This is a genomic window from Mucilaginibacter arboris, from assembly GCF_009754915.1.
GTDB lineage: Bacteria > Bacteroidota > Bacteroidia > Sphingobacteriales > Sphingobacteriaceae > Mucilaginibacter_A > Mucilaginibacter_A arboris.
This window is the reverse complement of the sequence record NZ_WPIK01000006.1, coordinates 140279-161418: the sequence shown is the minus strand read 5'-3', so window position 1 is coordinate 161418 and position 21140 is coordinate 140279. Positions and strand designations below refer to the sequence as shown.

General features: G+C 39.2%; 23 protein-coding genes. 7 read left to right on the top strand and 16 right to left on the bottom strand.

Annotated elements, in window-relative coordinates:
* The first annotated feature begins 4 nt into the window (after nt 1-4).
* A complete protein-coding gene (locus tag GO621_RS08275) occupies nt 5-454 on the top strand; it encodes a PA2169 family four-helix-bundle protein (protein WP_157565927.1) in 450 nt (149 codons plus the stop codon).
* A gap of 3 nt (nt 455-457) precedes the next feature.
* Here GO621_RS08275 and GO621_RS08270 read toward each other — a convergent pair whose 3' ends face one another.
* Nucleotides 458-1054 carry a thymidine kinase gene (locus GO621_RS08270; protein WP_157565926.1) on the bottom strand — a complete coding sequence of 199 codons (597 nt, stop codon included), beginning with the start codon at nt 1052-1054 and terminating at the stop codon, nt 458-460.
* An 85-nt stretch (nt 1055-1139) separates the two neighbouring features.
* Between GO621_RS08270 and GO621_RS08265 the strand changes: the two genes are divergently transcribed.
* Entirely contained in the window at nt 1140-2138 is a 999-nt protein-coding gene (locus tag GO621_RS08265; protein WP_157565924.1) for a hypothetical protein, read from the top strand.
* A 64-nt stretch (nt 2139-2202) separates the two neighbouring features.
* Here the strand turns inward: GO621_RS08265 and rodA are convergent, their stop codons facing one another.
* The 6 genes from rodA to purH all read right to left on the bottom strand — a co-directional run bounded on the left by rodA (nt 2203) and on the right by purH (nt 9496).
* Entirely contained in the window at nt 2203-3465 is a 1263-nt protein-coding gene (gene rodA / locus GO621_RS08260) for a rod shape-determining protein RodA (protein ID WP_157565923.1), read from the bottom strand.
* Entirely contained in the window at nt 3458-5446 is a 1989-nt protein-coding gene (gene mrdA / locus GO621_RS08255; RefSeq protein ID WP_157565921.1) for a penicillin-binding protein 2, read from the bottom strand. Before mrdA ends, rodA begins: the two co-directional genes overlap by 8 nt.
* Complete coding sequence (locus GO621_RS08250; protein WP_317163411.1) at nt 5446-5961, bottom strand: rod shape-determining protein MreD; 516 nt, start codon at nt 5959-5961, stop codon at nt 5446-5448. The genes mrdA and GO621_RS08250 overlap by 1 nt, the downstream gene beginning before the upstream one ends.
* Entirely contained in the window at nt 5958-6785 is an 828-nt protein-coding gene (mreC, locus tag GO621_RS08245; protein ID WP_157565920.1) for a rod shape-determining protein MreC, read from the bottom strand. The genes GO621_RS08250 and mreC overlap by 4 nt, the downstream gene beginning before the upstream one ends.
* Nucleotides 6786-6862: 77 nt before the next feature.
* Nucleotides 6863-7885 (bottom strand): rod shape-determining protein, encoded by a 1023-nt coding sequence (locus GO621_RS08240; protein ID WP_157565918.1) that lies wholly within the window; start codon nt 7883-7885, stop codon nt 6863-6865.
* A gap of 84 nt (nt 7886-7969) precedes the next feature.
* Nucleotides 7970-9496, bottom strand: a complete 1527-nt coding sequence (purH, locus tag GO621_RS08235) for a bifunctional phosphoribosylaminoimidazolecarboxamide formyltransferase/IMP cyclohydrolase (RefSeq protein ID WP_157565917.1) — start codon at nt 9494-9496, stop codon at nt 7970-7972.
* Between the two features lie 467 nt (nt 9497-9963).
* Here purH and GO621_RS08230 point away from each other — a divergent pair, with 467 nt between their 5' ends.
* From GO621_RS08230 to GO621_RS08220, 3 genes are all read left to right on the top strand, one after another.
* Nucleotides 9964-10227, top strand: a complete 264-nt coding sequence (locus GO621_RS08230; RefSeq protein ID WP_157565915.1) for a hypothetical protein — start codon at nt 9964-9966, stop codon at nt 10225-10227.
* A 511-nt stretch (nt 10228-10738) separates the two neighbouring features.
* The gene (locus GO621_RS08225; RefSeq protein ID WP_157565913.1) at nt 10739-11017 is read left to right on the top strand and encodes a type II toxin-antitoxin system RelE/ParE family toxin; all 279 of its coding nucleotides are present in this window, start codon (nt 10739-10741) and stop codon (nt 11015-11017) included.
* 19 nt (nt 11018-11036) lie between these two features.
* A complete protein-coding gene (locus GO621_RS08220) occupies nt 11037-11351 on the top strand; it encodes a HigA family addiction module antitoxin (protein ID WP_157565912.1) in 315 nt (104 codons plus the stop codon).
* A 50-nt stretch (nt 11352-11401) separates the two neighbouring features.
* On the opposite strand, the gene GO621_RS08215 is transcribed toward GO621_RS08220, so the two are convergent.
* From GO621_RS08215 to GO621_RS08175, 9 genes are all read right to left on the bottom strand, one after another.
* Complete coding sequence (locus tag GO621_RS08215; protein ID WP_317163417.1) at nt 11402-11572, bottom strand: formyltransferase family protein; 171 nt, start codon at nt 11570-11572, stop codon at nt 11402-11404.
* Nucleotides 11573-11584: 12 nt separating this feature from the next.
* Entirely contained in the window at nt 11585-11920 is a 336-nt protein-coding gene (locus tag GO621_RS08210) for a type II toxin-antitoxin system RelE/ParE family toxin (RefSeq protein ID WP_157565910.1), read from the bottom strand.
* Nucleotides 11910-12119, bottom strand: coding sequence for a hypothetical protein (locus GO621_RS08205; protein ID WP_157565908.1), 210 nt, complete (start codon nt 12117-12119; stop codon nt 11910-11912). The genes GO621_RS08210 and GO621_RS08205 overlap by 11 nt, the downstream gene beginning before the upstream one ends.
* A gap of 94 nt (nt 12120-12213) precedes the next feature.
* Nucleotides 12214-12819, bottom strand: a complete 606-nt coding sequence (gene purN / locus GO621_RS08200) for a phosphoribosylglycinamide formyltransferase (RefSeq protein WP_157565906.1) — start codon at nt 12817-12819, stop codon at nt 12214-12216.
* Between the two features lie 30 nt (nt 12820-12849).
* Nucleotides 12850-13338, bottom strand: coding sequence for a hypothetical protein (locus tag GO621_RS08195; protein WP_157565905.1), 489 nt, complete (start codon nt 13336-13338; stop codon nt 12850-12852).
* A gap of 76 nt (nt 13339-13414) precedes the next feature.
* Complete coding sequence (locus GO621_RS08190; protein ID WP_157565903.1) at nt 13415-13801, bottom strand: response regulator; 387 nt, start codon at nt 13799-13801, stop codon at nt 13415-13417.
* 27 nt (nt 13802-13828) lie between these two features.
* A complete protein-coding gene (locus GO621_RS08185; RefSeq protein ID WP_157565901.1) occupies nt 13829-14464 on the bottom strand; it encodes a PAS domain-containing protein in 636 nt (211 codons plus the stop codon).
* Nucleotides 14465-14595: 131 nt separating this feature from the next.
* The gene (locus GO621_RS08180) at nt 14596-15744 is read right to left on the bottom strand and encodes a lactonase family protein (RefSeq protein ID WP_157565899.1); all 1149 of its coding nucleotides are present in this window, start codon (nt 15742-15744) and stop codon (nt 14596-14598) included.
* 73 nt (nt 15745-15817) lie between these two features.
* Nucleotides 15818-17143, bottom strand: coding sequence for a pseudouridine synthase (locus GO621_RS08175; protein WP_157565897.1), 1326 nt, complete (start codon nt 17141-17143; stop codon nt 15818-15820).
* Nucleotides 17144-17384: 241 nt separating this feature from the next.
* On the opposite strand from GO621_RS08175, the gene GO621_RS08170 reads away from it, so the two are divergent.
* Together GO621_RS08170 and uvrA are read left to right on the top strand one after the other, a co-directional pair.
* Complete coding sequence (locus GO621_RS08170; RefSeq protein WP_157565895.1) at nt 17385-18137, top strand: lytic transglycosylase domain-containing protein; 753 nt, start codon at nt 17385-17387, stop codon at nt 18135-18137.
* Between the two features lie 127 nt (nt 18138-18264).
* Nucleotides 18265-21114: an excinuclease ABC subunit UvrA gene (gene uvrA, locus GO621_RS08165; protein ID WP_157565893.1), complete on the top strand. Its 2850-nt coding sequence runs from the start codon at nt 18265-18267 to the stop codon at nt 21112-21114.
* Nucleotides 21115-21140: the final 26 nt, after the last annotated feature.

Sequence of the window (21140 nt, the reverse complement as noted above, 5' to 3'; positions counted from 1 at the left end):
TATTATGAGTTTAAATGAAAATTTAATTAACCATTTACAACATTTAGTGGTAATTGGAGTGGATGGGGAAGAAGGTTATACCAAAGCTGCCGAAATGGTTAGCAGCAAAGGTTTGTTAGCACAATTTGAGCAGGCTGCAACAAGCCGTAACATACAAGCGGAAGCAATCAGAAATTATTTGAGCGGTCAGGGTATAGAAAAACCAGCACACGAAGGTGGTTTTGCCGGTACTTTACATCGTGCCTGGCTGGATATCAAAGGAACGCTATCTAACCGAAGCGATAGTGTAGCCATAAACAGTTGCATTAACGGAGATAAAGCCGCGATTAATGCTTACCAGGATATTTTAGATGATAAAGAAGTACCGGCAGACCTCCGTTCTTTATTAACAGAACATTTGGAAACTATACAAACAGACGTTAAAAACCTGGAATTACTTTTACAGAAAAGCTAAAGTTCAGGTGTCAGGATTTACTTTTTTACCCAATAAAAAGCATCTTCTGCAACGTGGTTCATAACTTTCTTTTTCTCCCAACAAAATTTTTGTATCGTTTTCAATAATTCTGTATGAATATAAAGCCGGCTGGCCGCAAATTACACAAACTGCATGTACTTTGGTAACAGATTCGGCCATTGCCATAATTGCAGGCATTGGCCCAAAAGGTTTTCCCGTATAATCCATGTCGAGGCCAGCAACAATTACACGGATACCTTTATTGGCCAGTTTATTGCAAACTTCTGGCAGCTCGTCATCAAAAAATTGTGCTTCATCTATGCCTACAATTTGTGCCATACTGCCTAAAAGCAATATGGTAGAGGCGTTTTCTACCGGTGTGGAAGGTATGCTTGTTGCATTGTGCGATACAATAGCAGTTTCATCATAACGTGTATCTGTTTTAGGCTTAAAAATTTCTACAGACAGCCTTGCTATTTGTCCGCGTTTTAACCGCCTGATCAGCTCTTCTGTTTTTCCTGAAAACATCGATCCACAAATAACTTCTATACTCCCGCCATACTCATTTCTCCTTTTAAAAACGTCTTCGTTAAACAACATTTGCAGCTATGGTTGAAGGCCGAATATCAGAATTAAATACTATTTTTGAGAGTGGATTTATCAACATCTTCTTTATACTAAGTTTATGAATCAGCAGGAAATATTAAAAAAAATAGGCGGGATTATTGCAGAATTGAAAGAACAATACAGTTACCTGGAAGCTTCTGCCGATAGTTTTAATGTGCTTGAACTGGAGCTTTTTATGGCTAATGCCCATTTTTTGACAGACCATATTGAGATACTGAAAAAGATACAAGGACAAGCAAAACCTGTTGCTTTACCGCCAGCCCCGCTTGTATTGCCGGTAGAAAAAGTGTATGGGCAAAGGCCGGAAATACCAGATTATTTTAGTGAAGAAGAGCATTTGGTTTCTGCTGAAGATACTGTTCCGTTTAAAATAAAAGATGCTGTTCCTGCAGAAAAAACCGAAGCGGAATTGCAGGAAATACCAATGGCAGCAACAATAAAGCACGAAACATTTGTATTGCCGGAAACGATGCCACAACAGCAAGCAGAAGAGCTTCCTGTTGCAGCAGAGGATGCTTATTTTACCAGGCAAAAATTTACAACACCTGAAATACCGGTTGTGGAGGATGTGGTTATTAGTGAGCCGGAAGTTAAACCCGCAGCAGCTCAGCCGCAAGTTGAAGTACCTGCGTTGCCCCAACTTCAGCCTGAAAAATTTATGATTGAACCAGGACCGGTAAAACCGGAACCACAGCCTGAAACGATAAAACCAGAACCGGTAAAGCCGGAAAGTGAACAGGTTTTAACGCTTAACCAGCGCATTGCTGCACAAAAAGGTTTGGACCAAACCCAAGTTGCAGAAACCCAAATGGCAACAAAACCAGGCCAGGACCTTCCATCATTAATTACCCTAAACGATAAACTGCTTTTTGTAAGGGAATTATTTAATGGCTATAACCTGGCTTATTCTGAAGCTATTAATATTTTAAACCGTTATACCAATTTTGAGCAGGCAGAAAATTTTCTTAAAATCAATTATGCTGCTAAAAATAATTGGAAAGACAAACCAGCTACAACCGAAAAATTTTACGGTCTATTGCGCAAAAGGTTTTCTTAAATGAGTTGTTATTCATGGATCACCTGCTAAAACCCATGCTTCTTTTACCGGCAAAAAATAAGGATTAAACAAGCCCCATCCGGTTGGAATCCAGTTTAAGCAGGATAAAGATCAGAATGGTAAAACTCCATAAAGACGAGCCACCATAACTAATTAATGGCAGCGGTATGCCAATAACTGGAACCAAACCGATGGTCATGCCTACGTTGATAAAAACGTGAAAAAAGATAACTGATGCAACGCCATAACCGTAAATCCTGGAAAAATTGGAACGTTGCCGTTCTGCAATAAATACAATCCGGAACAGCAGGATCAGGTAAATGATGAGCACGCTCAGCGTTCCGGCAAAACCCCATTCCTCGCCAATGGTACAAAAAATAAAGTCGGTACTTTGCTCGGGCACAAAAGAGAATTTAGTTTGTGTGCCTTTTAAATAGCCTTTTCCCCAGAGTTTACCCGAACCAATTGCAATTTTAGACTGATTAACATTGTACCCAATTCCGCGCGGATCGGTAGTAATACCCAACCATTCATCAATCCTAACGGTTTGATGCTGTTTCAGTACATGATGGTAGAGAAAACTTACGCTGAAGATCATGGCAACGCAAATAACAAAACCAACGGAAACCGTAACAATTAAAGCCTGGTTGCGGCGGAAAAAATAAATTAAAGCACCGGCTATAACTACAAGCACAGCAACCAGGTAGAACTGGTTTACTAATAAAGTAAGGATAAACAAAGTAATAATCAAACCGGTAATAACCAGGAAAAGCGGTGAAATCCCCTCCCGGTACAGCACAAAAATAAGCGAACAAAATACCAGGGTTGAACCGGCGTCAGGCTGTAAAATAATCAGCACCATCGGGAAAGCAATAATGGCTGCCGCAATAAAAAAAGATTTTGTGTCAGTTACTTTAATGTTTGTTCCGCTTAAATAGCGGGCAAGCATTAAGCAGGTAGCAAATTTTGCAAATTCTGATGGCTGTAACCGGAAACCGCCGCCTAAAGGAATCCATGCCTGGTTTCCGCCTACGTTTCGCCCAATTACCAAAACAAGGACCAGTAAAATAACAACCATGACATAAACAGCAGGTGCTAAAGCACTGAAAAAACGGCTTTCCATCAGCAGGATAACCGTTGCCAGCACCACTCCGGAAACAATATAAAGAAACTGTTTGCCGTAATTGGTACTTAGGTCGATAATACTTGGATGGTCTTCATCATAAATAGCCGAATGAATATTGAACCAACCAATGATGCAAAGGATAAGATAAAGAACAACTGTAAACCAATCAACATTATAAAAAAAGCTACGCTGATTATTCATCTTCCTTTCTTTTTGAATTAACTATGTTTAAAGCAAGCTTTGGTATGGTTTTTTTGCCGCTGTCGCTTTTGATGTTTCTTTTATTGCTGTCGGCCTGGTTCTTTTTCAATGAATCTTTAGGCAGATACTTATAAGAGGGTTTAGGTTTACTGCCGGGAAGCGGCGGCAGCAAGTTAGCTTCCATATATTTTTTAGGGTTGATACCTGACGGACGGCGGCTGATAGTATCCTTTAAGTATTTTTCTATGATAAAAGAAGCAATCGGGGCAGCCCAGGAAGCACCTTGTCCAGCATTTTCTACCACAACTGCAATAGCAATTTTAGGATTGTCCCGCGGGGCGAAAGCAACAAAAACAGAGTGGTTTTCGCCATGAGGGTTTTGCGCCGTTCCGGTTTTGCCACACATCACAATTCCGGGTATTCGTGAAGCTGCTGCTGTTCCGCGTTCTACTACAGCTTGCATACCATTAATTACCGGCTCGTAATAATTGGAATCAATGCCTACATTTATTTTTTCTTTAAACTCCGGTTTTATAACATCTTTATCACCGATAGACTTAATTAGATGTGGCCGGTAATAAAAGCCACGGTTAGCAATAGTACACTCAATATTGGCCATTTGCAATGGCGTGGCCAGTAACTCGCCCTGGCCAATAGCCAGCGAAATAATTGTATTGGCACGCCAATGGTTTTTACCATACCTGTTGTTATACCAGGCCGGGGCAGGTACAAAACCTCTTTTCTCATTTGGAAGGTCAACATCCAGTTTTATACCAAATCCAAACTTGTTGACCTTATTTTTCCAATTAAGATAACTGGCTGTAATATTCGGGTAGCCCGGCTGGCTTATTACTTTATTAAAAACATTGCAAAAATAAGTATTACACGAACCTTCAATCCCATAACTTAAATTTGTTACGCCATGATGGTGCGTACAGCCTACCCAATGCGAACCCGCCTGGTAACCGCCCGCGCAAAAGAAAGTGGTTTGCGGCGTAATGATGCCTTCCTGTAAAGCAATGAGCGCAGCAAGTGGCTTAAAAGACGAACCTGGCGGATAATAAGCTTGTATCGGGCGGATAAATAAAGGATTGTACGGGTTTTTGTACATGGCCGAAATGTTGTTGCCCCGCTCGCGCCCAACTAATTCATTCGGGTCATAAGTAGGGCTACTTACAAATGCCAGAATTTCGCCTGTTGACGGTTCAATCGCTACAATACTGCCTACCTTGTTTTGCATCAACTTTTCCCCAAGTTTTTGAATGCGGAGGTCTAAAGAAGAAATCAGCCTTTCTCCGGCTACTGCTGCTGTATCATACCTGCCGTTCAAATATTTTCCTTTCGGTACATTTCGCGAATCAACCAGTAGGTTTTCTACACCACGTTGTCCGCGTAAAACACTTTCATAAGCTTTTTCAGCTCCGCTAAAACCAATATAATCCCCTGGATGATAATAACCATTAGATTTTTCTATAATCTTATCGTTTACTTCACTTATATAGCCTAAAAATTGTGCAGCAACAGAATCAGGATAAGTTCTTACCGAACGTGGCTGTACAAAAAAGCCCGGGAACTCAAACAAGTGTTCCTGGAAAGAATTGTAAAGCCGTGCTGATAACTGTTTTTCAAAAATGGATGGCCGGAAATTAGAGTAGATTTTAGCTTTTTGCAAACGCTGGTCGAACCCTTTTTTATCGATCTGTAATAATCTGCAAAACTCAAGCGTATCAAATTCATGCACCTGTTTCGGGATCACCAATATATCATAAACATGCTCGTTTTGCACTAATATTTTTCCGTGCCGGTCAAGTATAGCACCGCGGTCAGGATATTTGATAAACCTGCGTATCACATTGTTTTGAGCAAAAGCCAGATATTTGTCATCCACTATTTGAATGTAGAACAAGCGGCCGATCAGCATGAGTATGATCACAATGAAAATGCCCAGGATGACATATCGCCTTTCAAAAAAACTATTCATTAACGTACTTTTTTCTTAAAGAACATTAAACCGGAGATTAACATTAACATAACCGTAAACAGGGTGCTGAAGATGACCCTGGTGGTGGTAAACAGGATTTCTGATAAATGGAAAGATTCCAGGTTTAGCAGAAAGAAATGATGCAAAAATGTTAAAATCAAAGCATATAAAAAAAACCATCTGAAACCCATTAACCCTAAAGTTGGTTCGGGTTCGTTATCAAAACCTTCCTTTTGTACGGTTATACTAATAAAGATGATCCGGACATAAGCTAAAAAAACACAGGATGCAGCATGTAATCCCGGAGTATCATAAAAAGCATCAATAGTAATGCCCATTACAAACGCCAGCAGGTACAATAAAAAATTAGGAATATTAAACGGTAAAAGAAGTATGAACAGGATATAAAAATAAGGCGTAACTACGTGGTACAACGAAATATTTTTTAACAAAAACACTTGTATAAATACCAGCACGATAAAACGCAATATGTTGAATGGAATGCTTCTGCTCACTGCTTTTCCTGAGCCTCCAAACTCTGCTGTTCCTGCGCCAGTTTATTGGTAACCACATAAACATATTGCAGGTTACTGAAATTGACCGATAGGTTCACTTCAATGCCGGTTCCGTTGTTGCTGTCTTTAGCATCCAGTTTACTAATATGCCCTAACATGGTCCCTGCCGGAAAAAGCGAATAACCGGAAGTAACAACCGGCGTACCAACTTTAATTTTAGCCTGCTTCATAAAATTAATGAGCATGGCTTTGGTTGGGTCGAGGTTATTGTCCCAAATTAACGAACCTACATTGTTAGAATCTGTGAGCATAGCACTGATACGGGTGTTTTCATGCAGCAAAGATTGCACGGTTGCCAGGTTAGGCCCGGTAAAAGTAACAATACCCACTACGCCCGAACTGCAAATTACGCCCATTCCTTTGGTAATGCCCGCATTACTGCCACGGTTAATAGTAAGGTAATTATTACGCCGGGTAAAAGAATTATTGATTACCCTGGCCGAAATGTAGGTGTATTGTTGTTTATAAACAGTGTCGGTTACTGTTTTTAACGAGGAAGAATCTACATAAAAAGAAGATTTAAGCTGATTGCGCAAACGGGCATTTTCCCTGGCCAGGCTATCGTTTATGATACCTAATTTTAAATAATCCGTAAGCTGATCTACTTTAAGGTAAACGTTACCAACCAATTCGTTGGATGAACTGATAAAAGTAGCTTTTTGAAAATTATTGTATTTGATAAAAGTAATTAGGGAAATAACTTCAAAAATGATAAACAAAAAAAATGCGTTGTACTTCGAAATAAAAATCAGGAGGTTACGCATGGAAATTAAGAGTTGCGAGTTGCAGGTTGCCTGTTACCGGTAACTCACAACTGGCAACTGGAAACCCAATACTTCTTTTACTGCATTAAAAATTTAAAACTTCCGATATTTTTTAAAGCTGTACCTGTGCCACGAACTACGGCACGAAGTGGATCTTCCGCTACGTGTACGGGTAATTTTGTTTTTGCTGCAACACGTTTATCTAATCCGCGAAGCAAAGCCCCGCCGCCGGTTAAATAAATTCCCGTTTGATAAATATCTGCAGAAAGCTCCGGAGGTGTAATTTCCAAAGCTTTTAAGATAGCCTCTTCAATTTTAGAAATGGATTTATCCAGGCAATGTGCAATTTCTGTGTAGGAAACCGTGATTTGTTTTGGAACACCAGTCATTAAATCACGTCCTTGTACGGCAAAGTCTGCCGGAGGATCAGCTAATTCCGGCAAAGCTGCACCAACTTCAATCTTAATTTTTTCAGCCGTACGATCGCCAATCATAATGTTATGCTGACGGCGGATATATTGCACAATATCAGAATCAAAATTATCTCCGGCTACACGAATCGACTGATCGCAAACAATACCAGAAAGCGCAATAACAGCAATTTCAGTCGTTCCGCCGCCGATATCAATAATCATGTTGCCCATAGGTTCTTCCACATCAATGCCGATCCCTACGGCCGCAGCCATTGGTTCGTAAATCAGATATACTTCTTTTGCACCTGCAATTTCTGCGGAATCACGTACGGCACGTTTTTCAACTTCAGTGATGCCGGAAGGAATGCAAATTACCATCCGAAGTGAGGGAAAAAACCAGCCTTTGCCTTTGTTGATCATTTTGATCATGCCGCGGATCATGTGTTCCGAGGCATTAAAATCAGCTATTACACCATCTTTTAATGGCCTAACAGTACGAATATTATCATGGGTTTTGCCTTCCATTTGCATGGCCTGGCGCCCTATAGCAATTATTTTATTAGTCGTTCGATCAAACGCTACGATGGAGGGTTCATCCACCACCACTTTATCATTATGTATAATCAGGGTATTTGCAGTGCCAAGATCAATGGCAATTTCCTGCGTAAAAAAATTAAATAGACCCATTTGGTTTTATTTCAGTATTAGCTGCAAAGTTTACGAAAAAAAAGCGCTTAAAAGAATTACTTAAACAGTTTTACCTGTTTACTACTAATGTTTAAAATGACGAACGCCGGTTGTTACCATCACGATGTTCTTTTGGTTTGCAATTTGGATCGAATCCTGGTCTTTTATAGAACCTCCGGGTTGTAAAACAGCCGAAATTCCTGCATCTGCGGCAATTTCTACACAATCCGGAAAAGGGAAAAACGCATCAGAAGCCATGACCGAACCTTTCAAATCAAAACCAAAACTTTCTGCTTTAACAATTGCCTGTTTTAAAGCATCCACACGCGAAGTCTGGCCAACGCCGCTTGTAATTAATGTGCTGTTTTTAGCTAACACAATTGTGTTTGATTTGGTATGTTTTACTATTTTATTGGCGAAAAACAAATCTTTTAATTCTTGTTCTGTTGGTTGTTTGGTTGTAACCGTTTGCATTTGTTCCGGCCCTTCTATCGAAAGATCTTTATCTTGCTCAATTACACCATTTAAAAGCGTTTTGAACAATTTTTTAGGAAGCTCGACAGGTTTACGCACCAAGATAATACGGTTCTTTTTAGCTGTTAAGATTTTTACAGCTTCTTCACTATATGCCGGGGCAATCAATACTTCGAAGAATAATCTGCTTATTTCTGTTGCTGTAGCTGCATCCAGTTCTTTGTTGGTGATAATGACGCCGCCAAAAGCAGAAACGGGATCGCAGGCCAAAGCAGTAGTCCACGCTTGTAAAATTGTTGCCTTACTGGCAATTCCGCATGCATTGGTATGTTTTAAAATTGCTACGGTTGGTTCTTCAAATTCATCGATTAAAGCAACGGCAGCATCAACATCTACTAAGTTATTGTAAGATAATTCTTTTCCGCCCAACTTATCAAAAAGCTGATTTAAGTTGCCGTAAAAAACGCCTTGCTGATGCGGGTTTTCCCCGTAACGTAAAATTTGTGCAGGCTCAATGCTTTGTTTAAAAATTTGTAAAGGTTCTTCGCGGTTGAAGTAATTGAAGATAGCCGAATCATAATGCGAAGAAATATGAAAACCTTTGCGGGCAAAAGCTTTGCGCTGCTCAAAAGTAGTTTCGCCGTTTTGTGTTTTCAGGATATTTTCCAGCTCAATGTAATCATTTTTAGAGGCTAAAAGAAGCACGTCTTTAAAATTTTTAGCTGCTGCGCGGATCAGGGAAATGCCGCCGATGTCAATCTTTTCGATAATATCTTCTTCCGAAGCACCGGAAGCAACGGTTTCTTCAAAAGGATATAAATCAACAATCACTAAATCAATCTCCGGAATTTCGTATTCTTCGATTTGCTGCTGGTCGCCTTCGTGCCCGCGACGGTTTAAAATGCCGCCAAATATTTTAGGGTGAAGTGTTTTAACGCGGCCACCTAAAATAGAAGGATAAGAGGTTAAATCTTCCACTGGAATAACATCAACACCCAAATTTCGTATAAAAGTTTCTGTGCCGCCGGTAGAGTATATTTTTACGTTTAAGCGGTTTAATTCATGAATAATTGGTTCTAAATTATCCTTGTAATAAACAGAAATTAAAGCATTTTTTATTTTAACAGGCTGACTCATGAACAGTAAAATGAGCCGCAAAGGTAAAAATTTTAATGCTTTGTTAAAGGTTTTAGATTGATAAAAGAAGTATCGTAATAAAAGCTATTTGATTTTTTACTATGAAATATTGAGGTTGTTTAAACTTTTTGGTACCGATTTAAATTTGATTCTTGGGCATGCCCAGGTTTGGTGCCTATGCTTCTTTTACCGGGTAAAACTGGTGTTTGTATTTAATCACTAAAGACCTATAAGGTTTTCAAAACCTTATAGGTCTTTAGTGATTTACCGGGTAAAAATTGGTGTTTACATTTAATCGATCAAAAAAACAATGGTCAACATTTTTTAGGTGATAAAAGAAGCATCTACCCCCCAAAAAAAGAGGGCCAGAAAAAAAGTTTAAACAACTCCATTATTAAAAAATGCTAAGTTCAAAAGATGGAACTACAATGTTATCCAACTAAAAATGATTAATTGAAATTTGACAAATGAAAAAAGTAATTTTTTTAGGATTGGTGTTAAGTGTTTTAAATTGTGAAGCACAGCAAAAGCCGTCTTTTTTTAACAACAAAGAGCCAATAAAAATGGCAAAGCTGGGCAACAAAAGCTTTGATGAAATACAAATTAATGGTGAGGCTAATTTTACTTTGCCAAATGGAAATAGTGTAAGGCAAATTAGAATGAGAGATACTTCCGTTGAAGATATAAAACTAAAAGGCACTCCTTTTAAAAACAAAAAATATTTACGATAGATCTAATGGAGCCATACAAAGTTCAGTAGAAGTATTTTACGGAATTCCAATAGGGGCTAAAAAGGTTTATGATGGTAACGGCAATGTAATTAAGGAGATTGATCTCGGTCAGCCCACATTTGAATTTTCTATTTATGATTTAGCTGCTAAAATTAATAATGAGTTTAATATCGATATTATGAAGGAGAATATAACTGTTTATGTATCCAGAACTTTGGTAATACGTGATTCAGTTCCAATAGAATATCAAGTTTGGATTCCCGCAAATCCAAATTTATTAAATTTATACAGTGCTGGCAGAAGAATGCTGGTAATTGATGGTCATACTGGAAAAATTCGTTCAAATACCATTGTACGGTATAATGAATAATATCAATACTGTTTTTACTATCCTAAAAACAGCATCAACAGGAAAACACTTCACCTTTTTAGCCAAACTTTCAATTATTTTAATTAAGTAAGCAAAGAAAAATAAATTTGTTATCTGCAACGCTATGCGTTACATTTGTGCATGATCATAAGCTTTAACCACAAAGGACTAAAGCAATTTTATGAAAATGGAAATGCTTCTAAATTAATACCAGAACAGGTTGCTAAAATTCGCCGGATTTTAACTCGTTTGGATAATGCAGCTTCGCCTATAGAAATGAATGTTCCAGGTTACAATTTGCATAAGCTTTCGGGAAATTTGAAAGACTTTTGGAGCGTTAAGGTCGACAAAAACTTCCGCATTATTTTTCGTTTTAAGGGTGAAGATGTTACGGATGTGGATTATATAGATTATCATTAATTTAATTAGGAGGAGTATTATGGCAATGTTTGATCCTGCGCATCCGGGAGAATTAATTTTAGAAACGATAGAAGGTTTGCGCGAACAAACCGGACAGGTTTTAACCATTACAGAAGTCGCTGAAGGCTTACAAACAACCCGTAAAACCCTTTCGGCAATTATAAACGGCAAACAGGGCATCAGTTCTGAAATGGCTTTGAAGTTAGCCGCCGGTTTTAAAAATACAACGCCCGAATTTTGGTTACGTGTTCAAGAAAGTTATGATTTAGCACAGGCACGAAAAAGGGTTGATGTGAAAGAAGTGAAAGTATTTTGGGAGCCGCAGCTTATTTAGTAAAATAAATCAATACTGTTTTTATCACCATAAAAACAGCATCACAAAAATCACTTCATCTTCTTAATCAAATTCTCAATCACTTTCGGAAAATGCTGATGTTCCAACTGCTTAATTTTAAAGCGTACTTTTTCCAATTGGTCATTTGGCTCGATCTTAAAACGAAATTGCTTGATAATTACGCTTTTATCAAAACACTCGTTTATAAAATGAATGGTAATGCCCCGATTCTTTTATACATCCAGTTCAAGGCTTCCAACCATTTCTTTAAGTTCATTGGGTTTCAAGTCAGCTTTTTCGCCTTTATCATAAATAGTGAGCAAATAAACTGTTTCCGTTGCGATGTATAGGTAAGTAATTACCCTTGTGCCGCCGCTTTTGCCTTTTCCTTTACTGTTAATAGCTAATCTGATTTTATAGCAATTATTACCCAAGAAAATACCTAATTCTGGGTTTTGCGAAGTCTGGCCAATCAATTCAGCATATTCATTTTTTAAAGAAGGAAATTTTTTGACTAACCGTTTAAGTTCTTTTTCAAAACCATTAGTTGGGATAATACTATAACTCATCTAAAAGCTCCTGGGCAGTTTTTAGCTTGATTTTTCCTTGTTTATGCAAACGTACTTCTTCGGCAGCGTCTTTTAAATCCTCCCAAAGTGTAACACTATCAACAGAAATTGGCTTGGCTTTTTTAACGAAAGAAAGGCTTTTTAAAACTTTCATCCCAAAAGAGGCTTTATCGTCCGGGATTTCTATTAAAACTTTCATTTTGATTTTATTAATAAGGTTACAATTCCTGTATATTCAAATCTACTTAAAATTTTAAATACTGTTTTTATATCGGTAAAAACAGTATCATAAATCACTTCAGCTTCTTAACCAAATTCTCAATCACTTTCGGAAAATGCAAATGCTCCAACTGCTGAATTTTAAAACGCACATTTTCTAACTGATCATTTGGCTCTATCTTAAAACGAAATTGCTGGATAATTTCGCCTTCATCAAAATGCTTGTTTACAAAATGAATGGTAATGCCGGATTCCTTTTCGCCGGCTGCTAAAACGGCTTGGTGTACATAATCGCCATACATGCCTTTTCCACCATAATTTGGTAAAAGCGCAGGATGGATGTTGATGATGCGGTTTGGAAAAGCTTCTAATAAATTCGATGGGATGAGCCACAGAAAACCGGCCAGCACAATCAGGTCGATCTTTAAACTTTCGAGCAGTTTAAGCACTTCATCACTTTGGTAAAAAGCTTTCCGGTTAAAAATATGGGTTGGGATTTCAAAATTATCAGCGCGCTGTAAAACGTAAGCTTCCGGGTTATTGGTTAAAATAAGCGTTACTTCTGCAAAGTCGTTCTTTTTAAAATGCTCCATTATTTTTTGAGCGTTAGAACCAGAGCCGGAAGCGAAAATGGCAATCCGTTTTTTTACTGTTGTTAAAGGAACGGTTGGTGCAACCATATTTATTTGAGGTAAGGCAATTGCGGTTAACTACTTGCTGTGGATGAAACCATACCGGTATATTACAACGGTATCGGTTGGTTTATGAACGATGTTTACATCTCCGGCATCAAAAGATAAAGAATACTGGCCGAGGTTAATAATCCGGGCAACGTTTTGCTTGCTACTAAATGTAGGAGAAGTTTGGCTGATAACTGAATTTAAATTCAAATACAACATATCAGGAGTAAAAGACCAGGTTGAACTTAATAAGCCTGTTTTACAGCTATAGTTATTGAAATTATAAGTATTATCAGCATTAAATAAAAGCGTCTGGTTTAAAGTACAGCCTGCTTGTATAGTATCGGTTTTTACCAATGCTTCGTTTACATACTTAAAACGTTGCAGTAAAGCTAAGTTCCAGGTACTACGGGTTAAAAAATCGCTGATAGAGCTTTGCTCGTCTTTTTTGCAGGAATTAACAGCAAAAACAGCTATCAGCAAAATTAACAGCAACAGAAGCTTTGAATTTCTCGTCATAAACAACATCAAAAGTAACAAATCCTGTTAAAATAGATAACGCTTGTTCCTGGGCTTTTGATGTAAGGAACTTACCTCAGCCTAAAATTTCCAGCAGTTTCTCTTTAAAAACAGGTTTGGTAATAAATTCTTTAATCAGTTTATTTTTTTTGGCGCGTTTGAGGTCTTCCTCCCAAATAGAAGAACTAACCAAATAAATGTTGATTTTTTTTTGCAGTTGTGGCAAAACTGGTTCGAGGTTTTCTAAAAATTTCCAGCCATTCATTAGCGGCATGTTCAGGTCCAGCAGCAAAACGTCCGGCAGTGCCAATGCTTCTTTTACCAGTAAAAAATCCAGGGCTTCTTTTCCGCTCGTAAAAAATAAAAATGGATTGGCAACCTGCCAGGAACTTAACAGGTTTTTTAATGCGTTGATATAAATTGGGTCATCATCTACAACTGCAATAGTTTTTAATAAAGGCATAAATTTTAGGTTGATAAAAGAAGTATATTATATTTTGATGAGCGTGTTGAGGTAACCCACCGTTTGATTAAGGTTGCTGCTGATGGTTTTGATGTTCCCGATCATATCTCGCATCTGTTTAGAAGAAGTTTTCTGGTTGATGGATTCAAGTACCATTTGTAAATTGCTGGTATGCGAACGCAGGTTGTGCGAAACAATCCGCGAAAAGTTTTCTAACATTATATGCTGTTCTTCAATACTTTCCAAAATATAAACACTTGATTTTGAATCTTTTTCCTGTTGCAAACTGGTAAGCAGAATACCTTTTACGGCAATGCACTTTCCGTAATCGTCATAAACCGGGCTGCCCAAAGTATAAACGGAAATTACTTTATCATAAGCAGTAAGCACGGGCAGTTCCAGTTCAAAAGGTATGCCCTGGTGAATAGCGCGGTTAAAAGCCGGGCGGATGTTTTTTTCAGGCTGATAATACTCAATTAACTTTTCAAGTGTTGGTGTATAAGGTTGGGAAAGTCCTAATAACTGGCAAAGCCCGTCGGACCAGTGCAATTTGCCGGTGTATAAATCAAGCCGCCAGAAACAACTTTCGTTTAAGGTATCTTTTTCGGGCAACTCATTAACTTTTGTTTTCAATGCGATAGCGGTTTCCGGCTGTTTAGCCATAATCAAGCCATCCAGCTTTTACAGTTATTGGAACTCCTGTAAAGCAAAAAGGCCAGGATAAACGGGAAAAACATTCCCCATTTATCCTGGCCTTTTCCCCGGTACTTCTTTTACCGGATAAAAATTGATGCTTACTTTATCGGAACAAATTTTAAATAAACCGGATGGCTAAGTTCTAATTTAGAACCTGTCCGGGTTAATTTGCCGGTAGTTTTATTGATGCTAAAGGTGTAAATATCATTCGAGTTTTGATTGGCAACCAGCAAAAAGTTGCCGCTTGGGTCAATTGCAAAGTTTCGCGGCCCATTTCCTAAGCACGATTGCCTTTCTACAAAGCTTAATTGTCCGCTTGTTTTGTTTACTTTATACACTATCAAATCATTTGCCTGGCCGCGGTTGGAAGCGTACAAAAAGTTACCATCCGAGGAAAGGTGTAAATCTGCCGCACCGTTTTGGCCTTTAAAATCACTGCTTTCCATCGCAATAGTTTGTATAGGGTTTAATTTTTCATCAGCATAATTAAAAGCAGTAACCAAAGCGCCCATTTCCTGGGTAAGATAAGCATGTTTGGCATCGGCACTAAAAACCAAATGGCGTGGGCCGCTGCCAGGCCTAACCGCAACAGTTGGCTGTGCAGCAGGCGTTAAAGGTTGTTTATTATTAGGTTGATAAACGTACTGGTAAACTTTATCGGTCCCCAAATCATCTGCAAACAAATATTTTTGATCGGGAGATAAAACCACTGCATGAACATGCGCCGTTTTCTGCCGGGTGGTATCCACACTTCCGCCAGAGTGATGAATAGTTTGCAATGTATCAGCAATACTGCCATCCCGGTTTAAAGAATAGGCAATCAAACTTCCGCTGGAATAATTGGCAACAAACAAGTTTCTGTTGTTTTTATCAACGCTAACGTAACAAGGGTCGGTTCCGTAAGTAGAAAGTTTATTGATATAAGTAAGCTTTCCGGAGCGGCTATCAAATTTAAAAGCGCTTACGCTATCGCCGACCGGATTATGGCTTTCATTTACAGCATAAACAAAACGGTTATCAGCAGAAACAGTCAGGTAAGAAGGATCTTTTACGCCTGCTGCTACTTGTTCGTAAGTCACTGTACCTGTTTTAGTATCAAATTGATATACATAAATGCCTTTGCTTGTTGCGTTGGTATAAGTACCAATGAGCAAATGATAAAAGCGGGGCGATTCGTTTTGCGCCAATAAAAATCCCGGCATCAGCCAGGCAAGCAGCAGTGCATACAATATTTTTTTAGTTGTCATGATAGAATGAATGGTTTATAAATCAAACTTACATAAAAAAGCCGCTTTGGTTTTAGCAAAGCGGCCGTGTTTTTTATTTCATTAAGTGTTTTAGCTGGATAACTTCTTTTTCGTCAAGGTAACGCCAGCGGCCACGGGTTAAATCTTTTTTGGTAAGGTTTGCATAGATCACACGGTCCAACTTTACCACTTCGTAACCTAAATGTTCAAAAATACGGCGTACAATCCGGTTTTTACCACTGTGTATCTGGATGCCAACTTCGCGTTTACTTCCGCCTGTAACATAAGAAACTGCATCCGGTTTAATCAAACCATCTTCCAGTTCTAAACCGTAAGTAATTTTATTTAAATCGCCCTGAGTCAGGCTTTTGTCCAGCTCAACATTGTAAATTTTGGTAATGTTACTGCGCGGATGCGAAAGCTTTTCGGCCAGTTCACCATCGTTCGTCATCAGTAAAAGTCCGGTCGTATTACGGTCTAAGCGTCCAACTGGATAAATCCGTTCGCGGCTTGCTTTTTCTACCAGTTGCATTACCGTGCGGCGTTCCTGCGGGTCATCCGTAGTTGTAATATAATCTTTTGGTTTGTTCAGCAGCACGTAAACCATTTTTTCGCGCTTCAAAGTTTCACCGTTATAGCGGATTACATCTTTTATCGGGTCAATTTTCGCACCCAGTTCAGAAACTACTTCGCCGTTTACAGAAACTACGCCTGCTTCAATCAGTTCATCCGCTTTTCTGCGCGAACAAATCCCGGCATTGGCAATGTACCGGTTTAAGCGGATCAAGCCTTTGTCTTTGCTGCTGCTACTGCCGCTTTCTGCCGTTTTATTGCGCGAACGCATAACCGGTTTTTTATCGGCGCCTGCTTCTTCGCCGTTTTTAACGTAGCGTTTGTCGCTTCCGCTAAAATCTTTTTGGTAAGGCCTGCCTTCAGAATTGCTGCTTTTGTATGATTTTTCCCTTGAACGCCCTTCCTGAAAACCCTCTGAATTTCTTTTTCTGAAAGGCCTTTCGCTGCCGCTGCCGGAAGCTGGTTTGACAGAGAAACTACGTTCTTTAAACGGCTTGCCTTCGGTGCTGCTTTTACGGAAAGGTTTGGTATCGTCTGCCAATTTTTTGCCGGTAAAAGAAGCATTGCTGTTGTTACGGCTTTTAAAGCGGTTGTTTTCTGCGGAGGGCTTGCCAAACCTTTTTTCTACGGATGCTTCTTTTGCACCACCAAAAGATTTTTTCGGTGCGCCGAAAGCGGAAGGTTTTCTTTTGAAGCTGCCTTCTCCTCCAATGTTTTCATTTTTTGAAGATGAAGAAAAGCTTCTGCCGGTGGAAGGTTTACCAGTTCTTCTGGTTGGTCCGGCGGATTTGTCGTCACGACTGTTCCCTTGTTTTTTGTAAGCCATTTTTTAACAATTGCCCGTTTTTTATCGGGGGATGTAAAGGTAGCCTTTTAAGCCTTCTCTGGCAAATTAATCCTTTTTAAAACAAGGATTTAGAGGATGTGGAAAAGTATTTTTTAGCTGTATTTGAAGCTGTTTTTACAGGGTATTTTTCCCGATGTTTTTGTAAGTATTTGATATTCTGATTTATAAATCTATCTTTGCGGCAGTTAATCAATATTTAATAACTAAAACCAAAGGGACTATGTACAAAAAACACTTAATTACGTGCTCCGTAATAGTGGTGCTGTTTGTAATGTCAAAGTTGTTTATCTACAGTACAACGCTAAAAAAAACAGTAGAAAAAGCGCAGCCTAAAGGAGATAATGATGTTGTTGTTTCCGAGGCTCCTGATGCATCGAATGAACTGAATTTTGCCAATGAGCCCGTACCGGTACATGATCCGAAAGTGGCCGTAAAATTAGAGCATTCACTAAAGCAGCACAGCTTTAAGAGGCTGCAAACTAACAAGCTGCATTATCGCGCTGCAAAATTATTTACTGTAATCGAGCCAATTCTTAAACATTATGGTATCCCTGATGATTTTAAGTACATTCCGATTGTAGAATCAAACCTCGAAGCAGGCGTTTCGCCAAAAGGTGCAAAAGGTTTGTGGCAGTTTTTGCCCGGAACGGCCCGTACTTATGGCTTAAAAGTTAATTCTGCCCATGATGAGCGCCTTAACCTCAAAAAGTCTACTGTTGCAGCTTGCCGTTACCTTCGGGAACTGTACGGAGAGTTTCATAATTGGACATTGGTTGCAGCCGCCTACAACAACGGTTCTATTAAGTTAGCCCGGCAAATGAAAAAGCAGAAAAAGCACAACTACTTTCGTTTGCATTTAAACCATGAAACAGGAAGGTATATTTATGATCTGGTTGCTGTTAAGCAAATGATTACCCGGCCTGGAGAATTGGGTTATCAATCCATCGAGCCAGACTCGGTGGCATTTAATTAAACATTACATAAGGAGCACAAAGCAAAAAAGGCCGTCCCTAAACAGGGATGGCCTTTTTTGCTTATTTTTGCGCGAGTTAAACAAAAACAATTTATTAGGATTAGTAGATAATCTTCTGAACTAAAGTATGGCTGAAAAAGCGATTGATCTGGGCGAGCAAAGTGAGGTAGAAGTATTTGGTGCCCGGGTACATAATCTTAAAAATATTGATATTTCTTTTCCGCGTAACCAATTAGTAGTTATTACAGGTTTAAGCGGAAGCGGAAAATCTTCCCTGGCTTTTGATACGATTTATGCCGAAGGACAACGCCGTTACATGGAAACCTTTTCGGCTTATTCGCGCCAGTTTATGGGCGGAATGGAACGGCCGGATGTAGATAAAGTTTCCGGATTAAGTCCTGTTATCGCCATCGAACAAAAAACTACCAGTAAAAACCCGCGCTCTACAGTTGGAACGATTACGGAGATTTACGATTTTATGCGTCTGCTTTTTGCCCGTACTGGCGATGCTTATTCGTATGTTACCGGAGAGAAGATGGAGCGATTTTCAGAAGACCAGATTTTTCGTACCATTTTAGAGAAGTTTAACGGACAACCGATAAATATTTTAGCACCGGTAATTAAAGGCCGGAAAGGGCATTACCGCGAATTGTTTGAGCAGATACGCAAGCAAGGTTATCTAAAAGTTTGGATCGATGGCGCGATACAAGATGTAGAGCCAAAAATGCAACTCGACCGTTATAAAATCCATGATATTGATATTGTGGTTGATCGCTTGGTTATCACCGAAAAAGATGAAAAACGGCTGCAAACTTCCATTCAAACCGCTTTAAAAGTAGCTAAAGGAATTATCCGCGTTGCAGATCAGCAAAACAACGTTTCCTATTACAGCAAATTTTTAATGGACCCGGTTTCCGGTATTTCTTACGACGAACCTCAGCCTAATACATTCTCTTTTAATTCGCCTTATGGCGCTTGTCCGCGTTGCGGCGGTTTGGGTTATATCTCGGAGGTAGAAGAAGATTCTGTTATACCGGACCGTAAACTAAGTATTTTAAACGGTGGTTTGGCACCGCTTGGCGAATACCGCGAAACCTGGATGTTTCAGGTTTTAAAAGCGCTGGGTAAAAAGTATGAATTTTCGCTTGCTACGCCAATCGAAAAGCTGTCGCCGGATATTGTAAAAATTATCTTAAACGGTTCTCCTGATATGATTACCGTTCCGGTGGAATACAATAAATACAATGTCCAGAATTACCAGATCAGTTTTGATGGTATTATTAAAATGCTGGAAGAGCAGCAGGAACGCAGAACTGACGATGACAGCGGCGACCTGGACAATTATCGCGTAGTAAAAGTTTGCCCCGAATGTAACGGCGCACGCCTTAAAAAAGAATCTTTGAATTTTAAGGTTGATGGCAAAAGCATTTTCGATTTGGCTACAATGGATATTGTTACACTTAATTCCTGGTTTCAGGGTTTGGAAGAACGGATCAGCGAACGCCAGAACATCATTTCCAAAGAAATTTTAAAAGAAATACGTGCCCGCATCGGTTTTTTGCTAGATGTAGGTTTAAGTTATTTAACGCTTGATCGTACGGCAAGAACGCTTTCTGGCGGAGAAGCGCAGCGTATTCGCTTGGCAACGCAAATTGGTTCACAGTTAATGAATGTGATGTACATTCTGGATGAGCCAAGCATCGGTTTACATCAGCGTGATAACGACCGATTGATTCATGCTCTAAAAAACCTGCGCGATCTCGGCAATACAGTTTTAGTTGTTGAACATGATAAAGACATGATCCTGGAAGCAGATTATGTAATTGATATGGGGCCGGCAGCCGGCGTACACGGCGGAACAGTAGTTGCACAAGGTACACCGCAGCAATTGATGCACCAGCAAACGCTTACTACTTCTTATTTGAACGGAAGCAAGGAAATTGCCATCCCAGAGAAAAGAAGAGCAGGCAATGGCAAATTTTTATCGATAAAAAAAGCATCCGGGCATAATTTAAAAAATGTAAATGTTGATTTCCCGTTAGGAAAGTTAATTGGAATTACCGGGGTTTCCGGCAGTGGAAAATCGAGCTTGATTACAGAAACTTTGTATCCGGTTCTAAATCATCATTTCTTTCGTGCAAAAAAGCAGCCTTTACCTTATGGCAAAATTGAAGGGTTGGAAAATATTGATAAAGTAATTGAAATTGACCAGACACCAATTGGACGTACGCCGCGTTCTAATCCGGCTACTTATACAGGCGTTTTTTCTGATATTCGCGCTCTTTTTGTTGGTTTGCCTGAAGCACGGATTCGTGGTTATAAACCCGGCCGTTTTTCCTTCAACGTGAAAGGCGGACGTTGCGAAACTTGTCAGGGTGCAGGTGTAAAACTGATCGAAATGAACTTTTTGCCCGATGTACAAGTCCCATGCGAGGTTTGCGGTGGAAGAAGATACAACCGTGAAACCTTAGAAGTTCGTTATCGCGGTAAATCCATCAGTGATGTTTTGGATATGAGCATTGAAGATGCCTGTGCTTTTTTTGAGCCGATTCCTTCTATCTACCGAAAAATTAAAACTTTACAGGATGTTGGTTTAGGTTATATTACCCTGGGTCAATCTTCTACAACGCTTTCCGGAGGAGAAGCACAACGTGTAAAATTAGCAACAGAACTTTCTAAAAAAGATACTGGCAATACATTTTACATTTTGGATGAACCAACAACAGGTTTGCATTTTGAAGACATCAACGTATTACTTGGCGTTTTAAATTTACTGGTTGATAAAGGCAACACGGTTTTGGTAATCGAACATAATTTAGATGTGATAAAAGTAGCAGATCATGTAATTGATCTTGGACCTGAAGGTGGATCTGGTGGTGGCAAAATTTTATTTTCTGGAACCCCTGAAGATTTATGCAAAGTGAAAGAAAGTTTTACGGGAAAGTTTTTGCAGAAGGAAATGAACGTGGTTGTTTAATTCATCCCTTTTAAAACTAATAATAC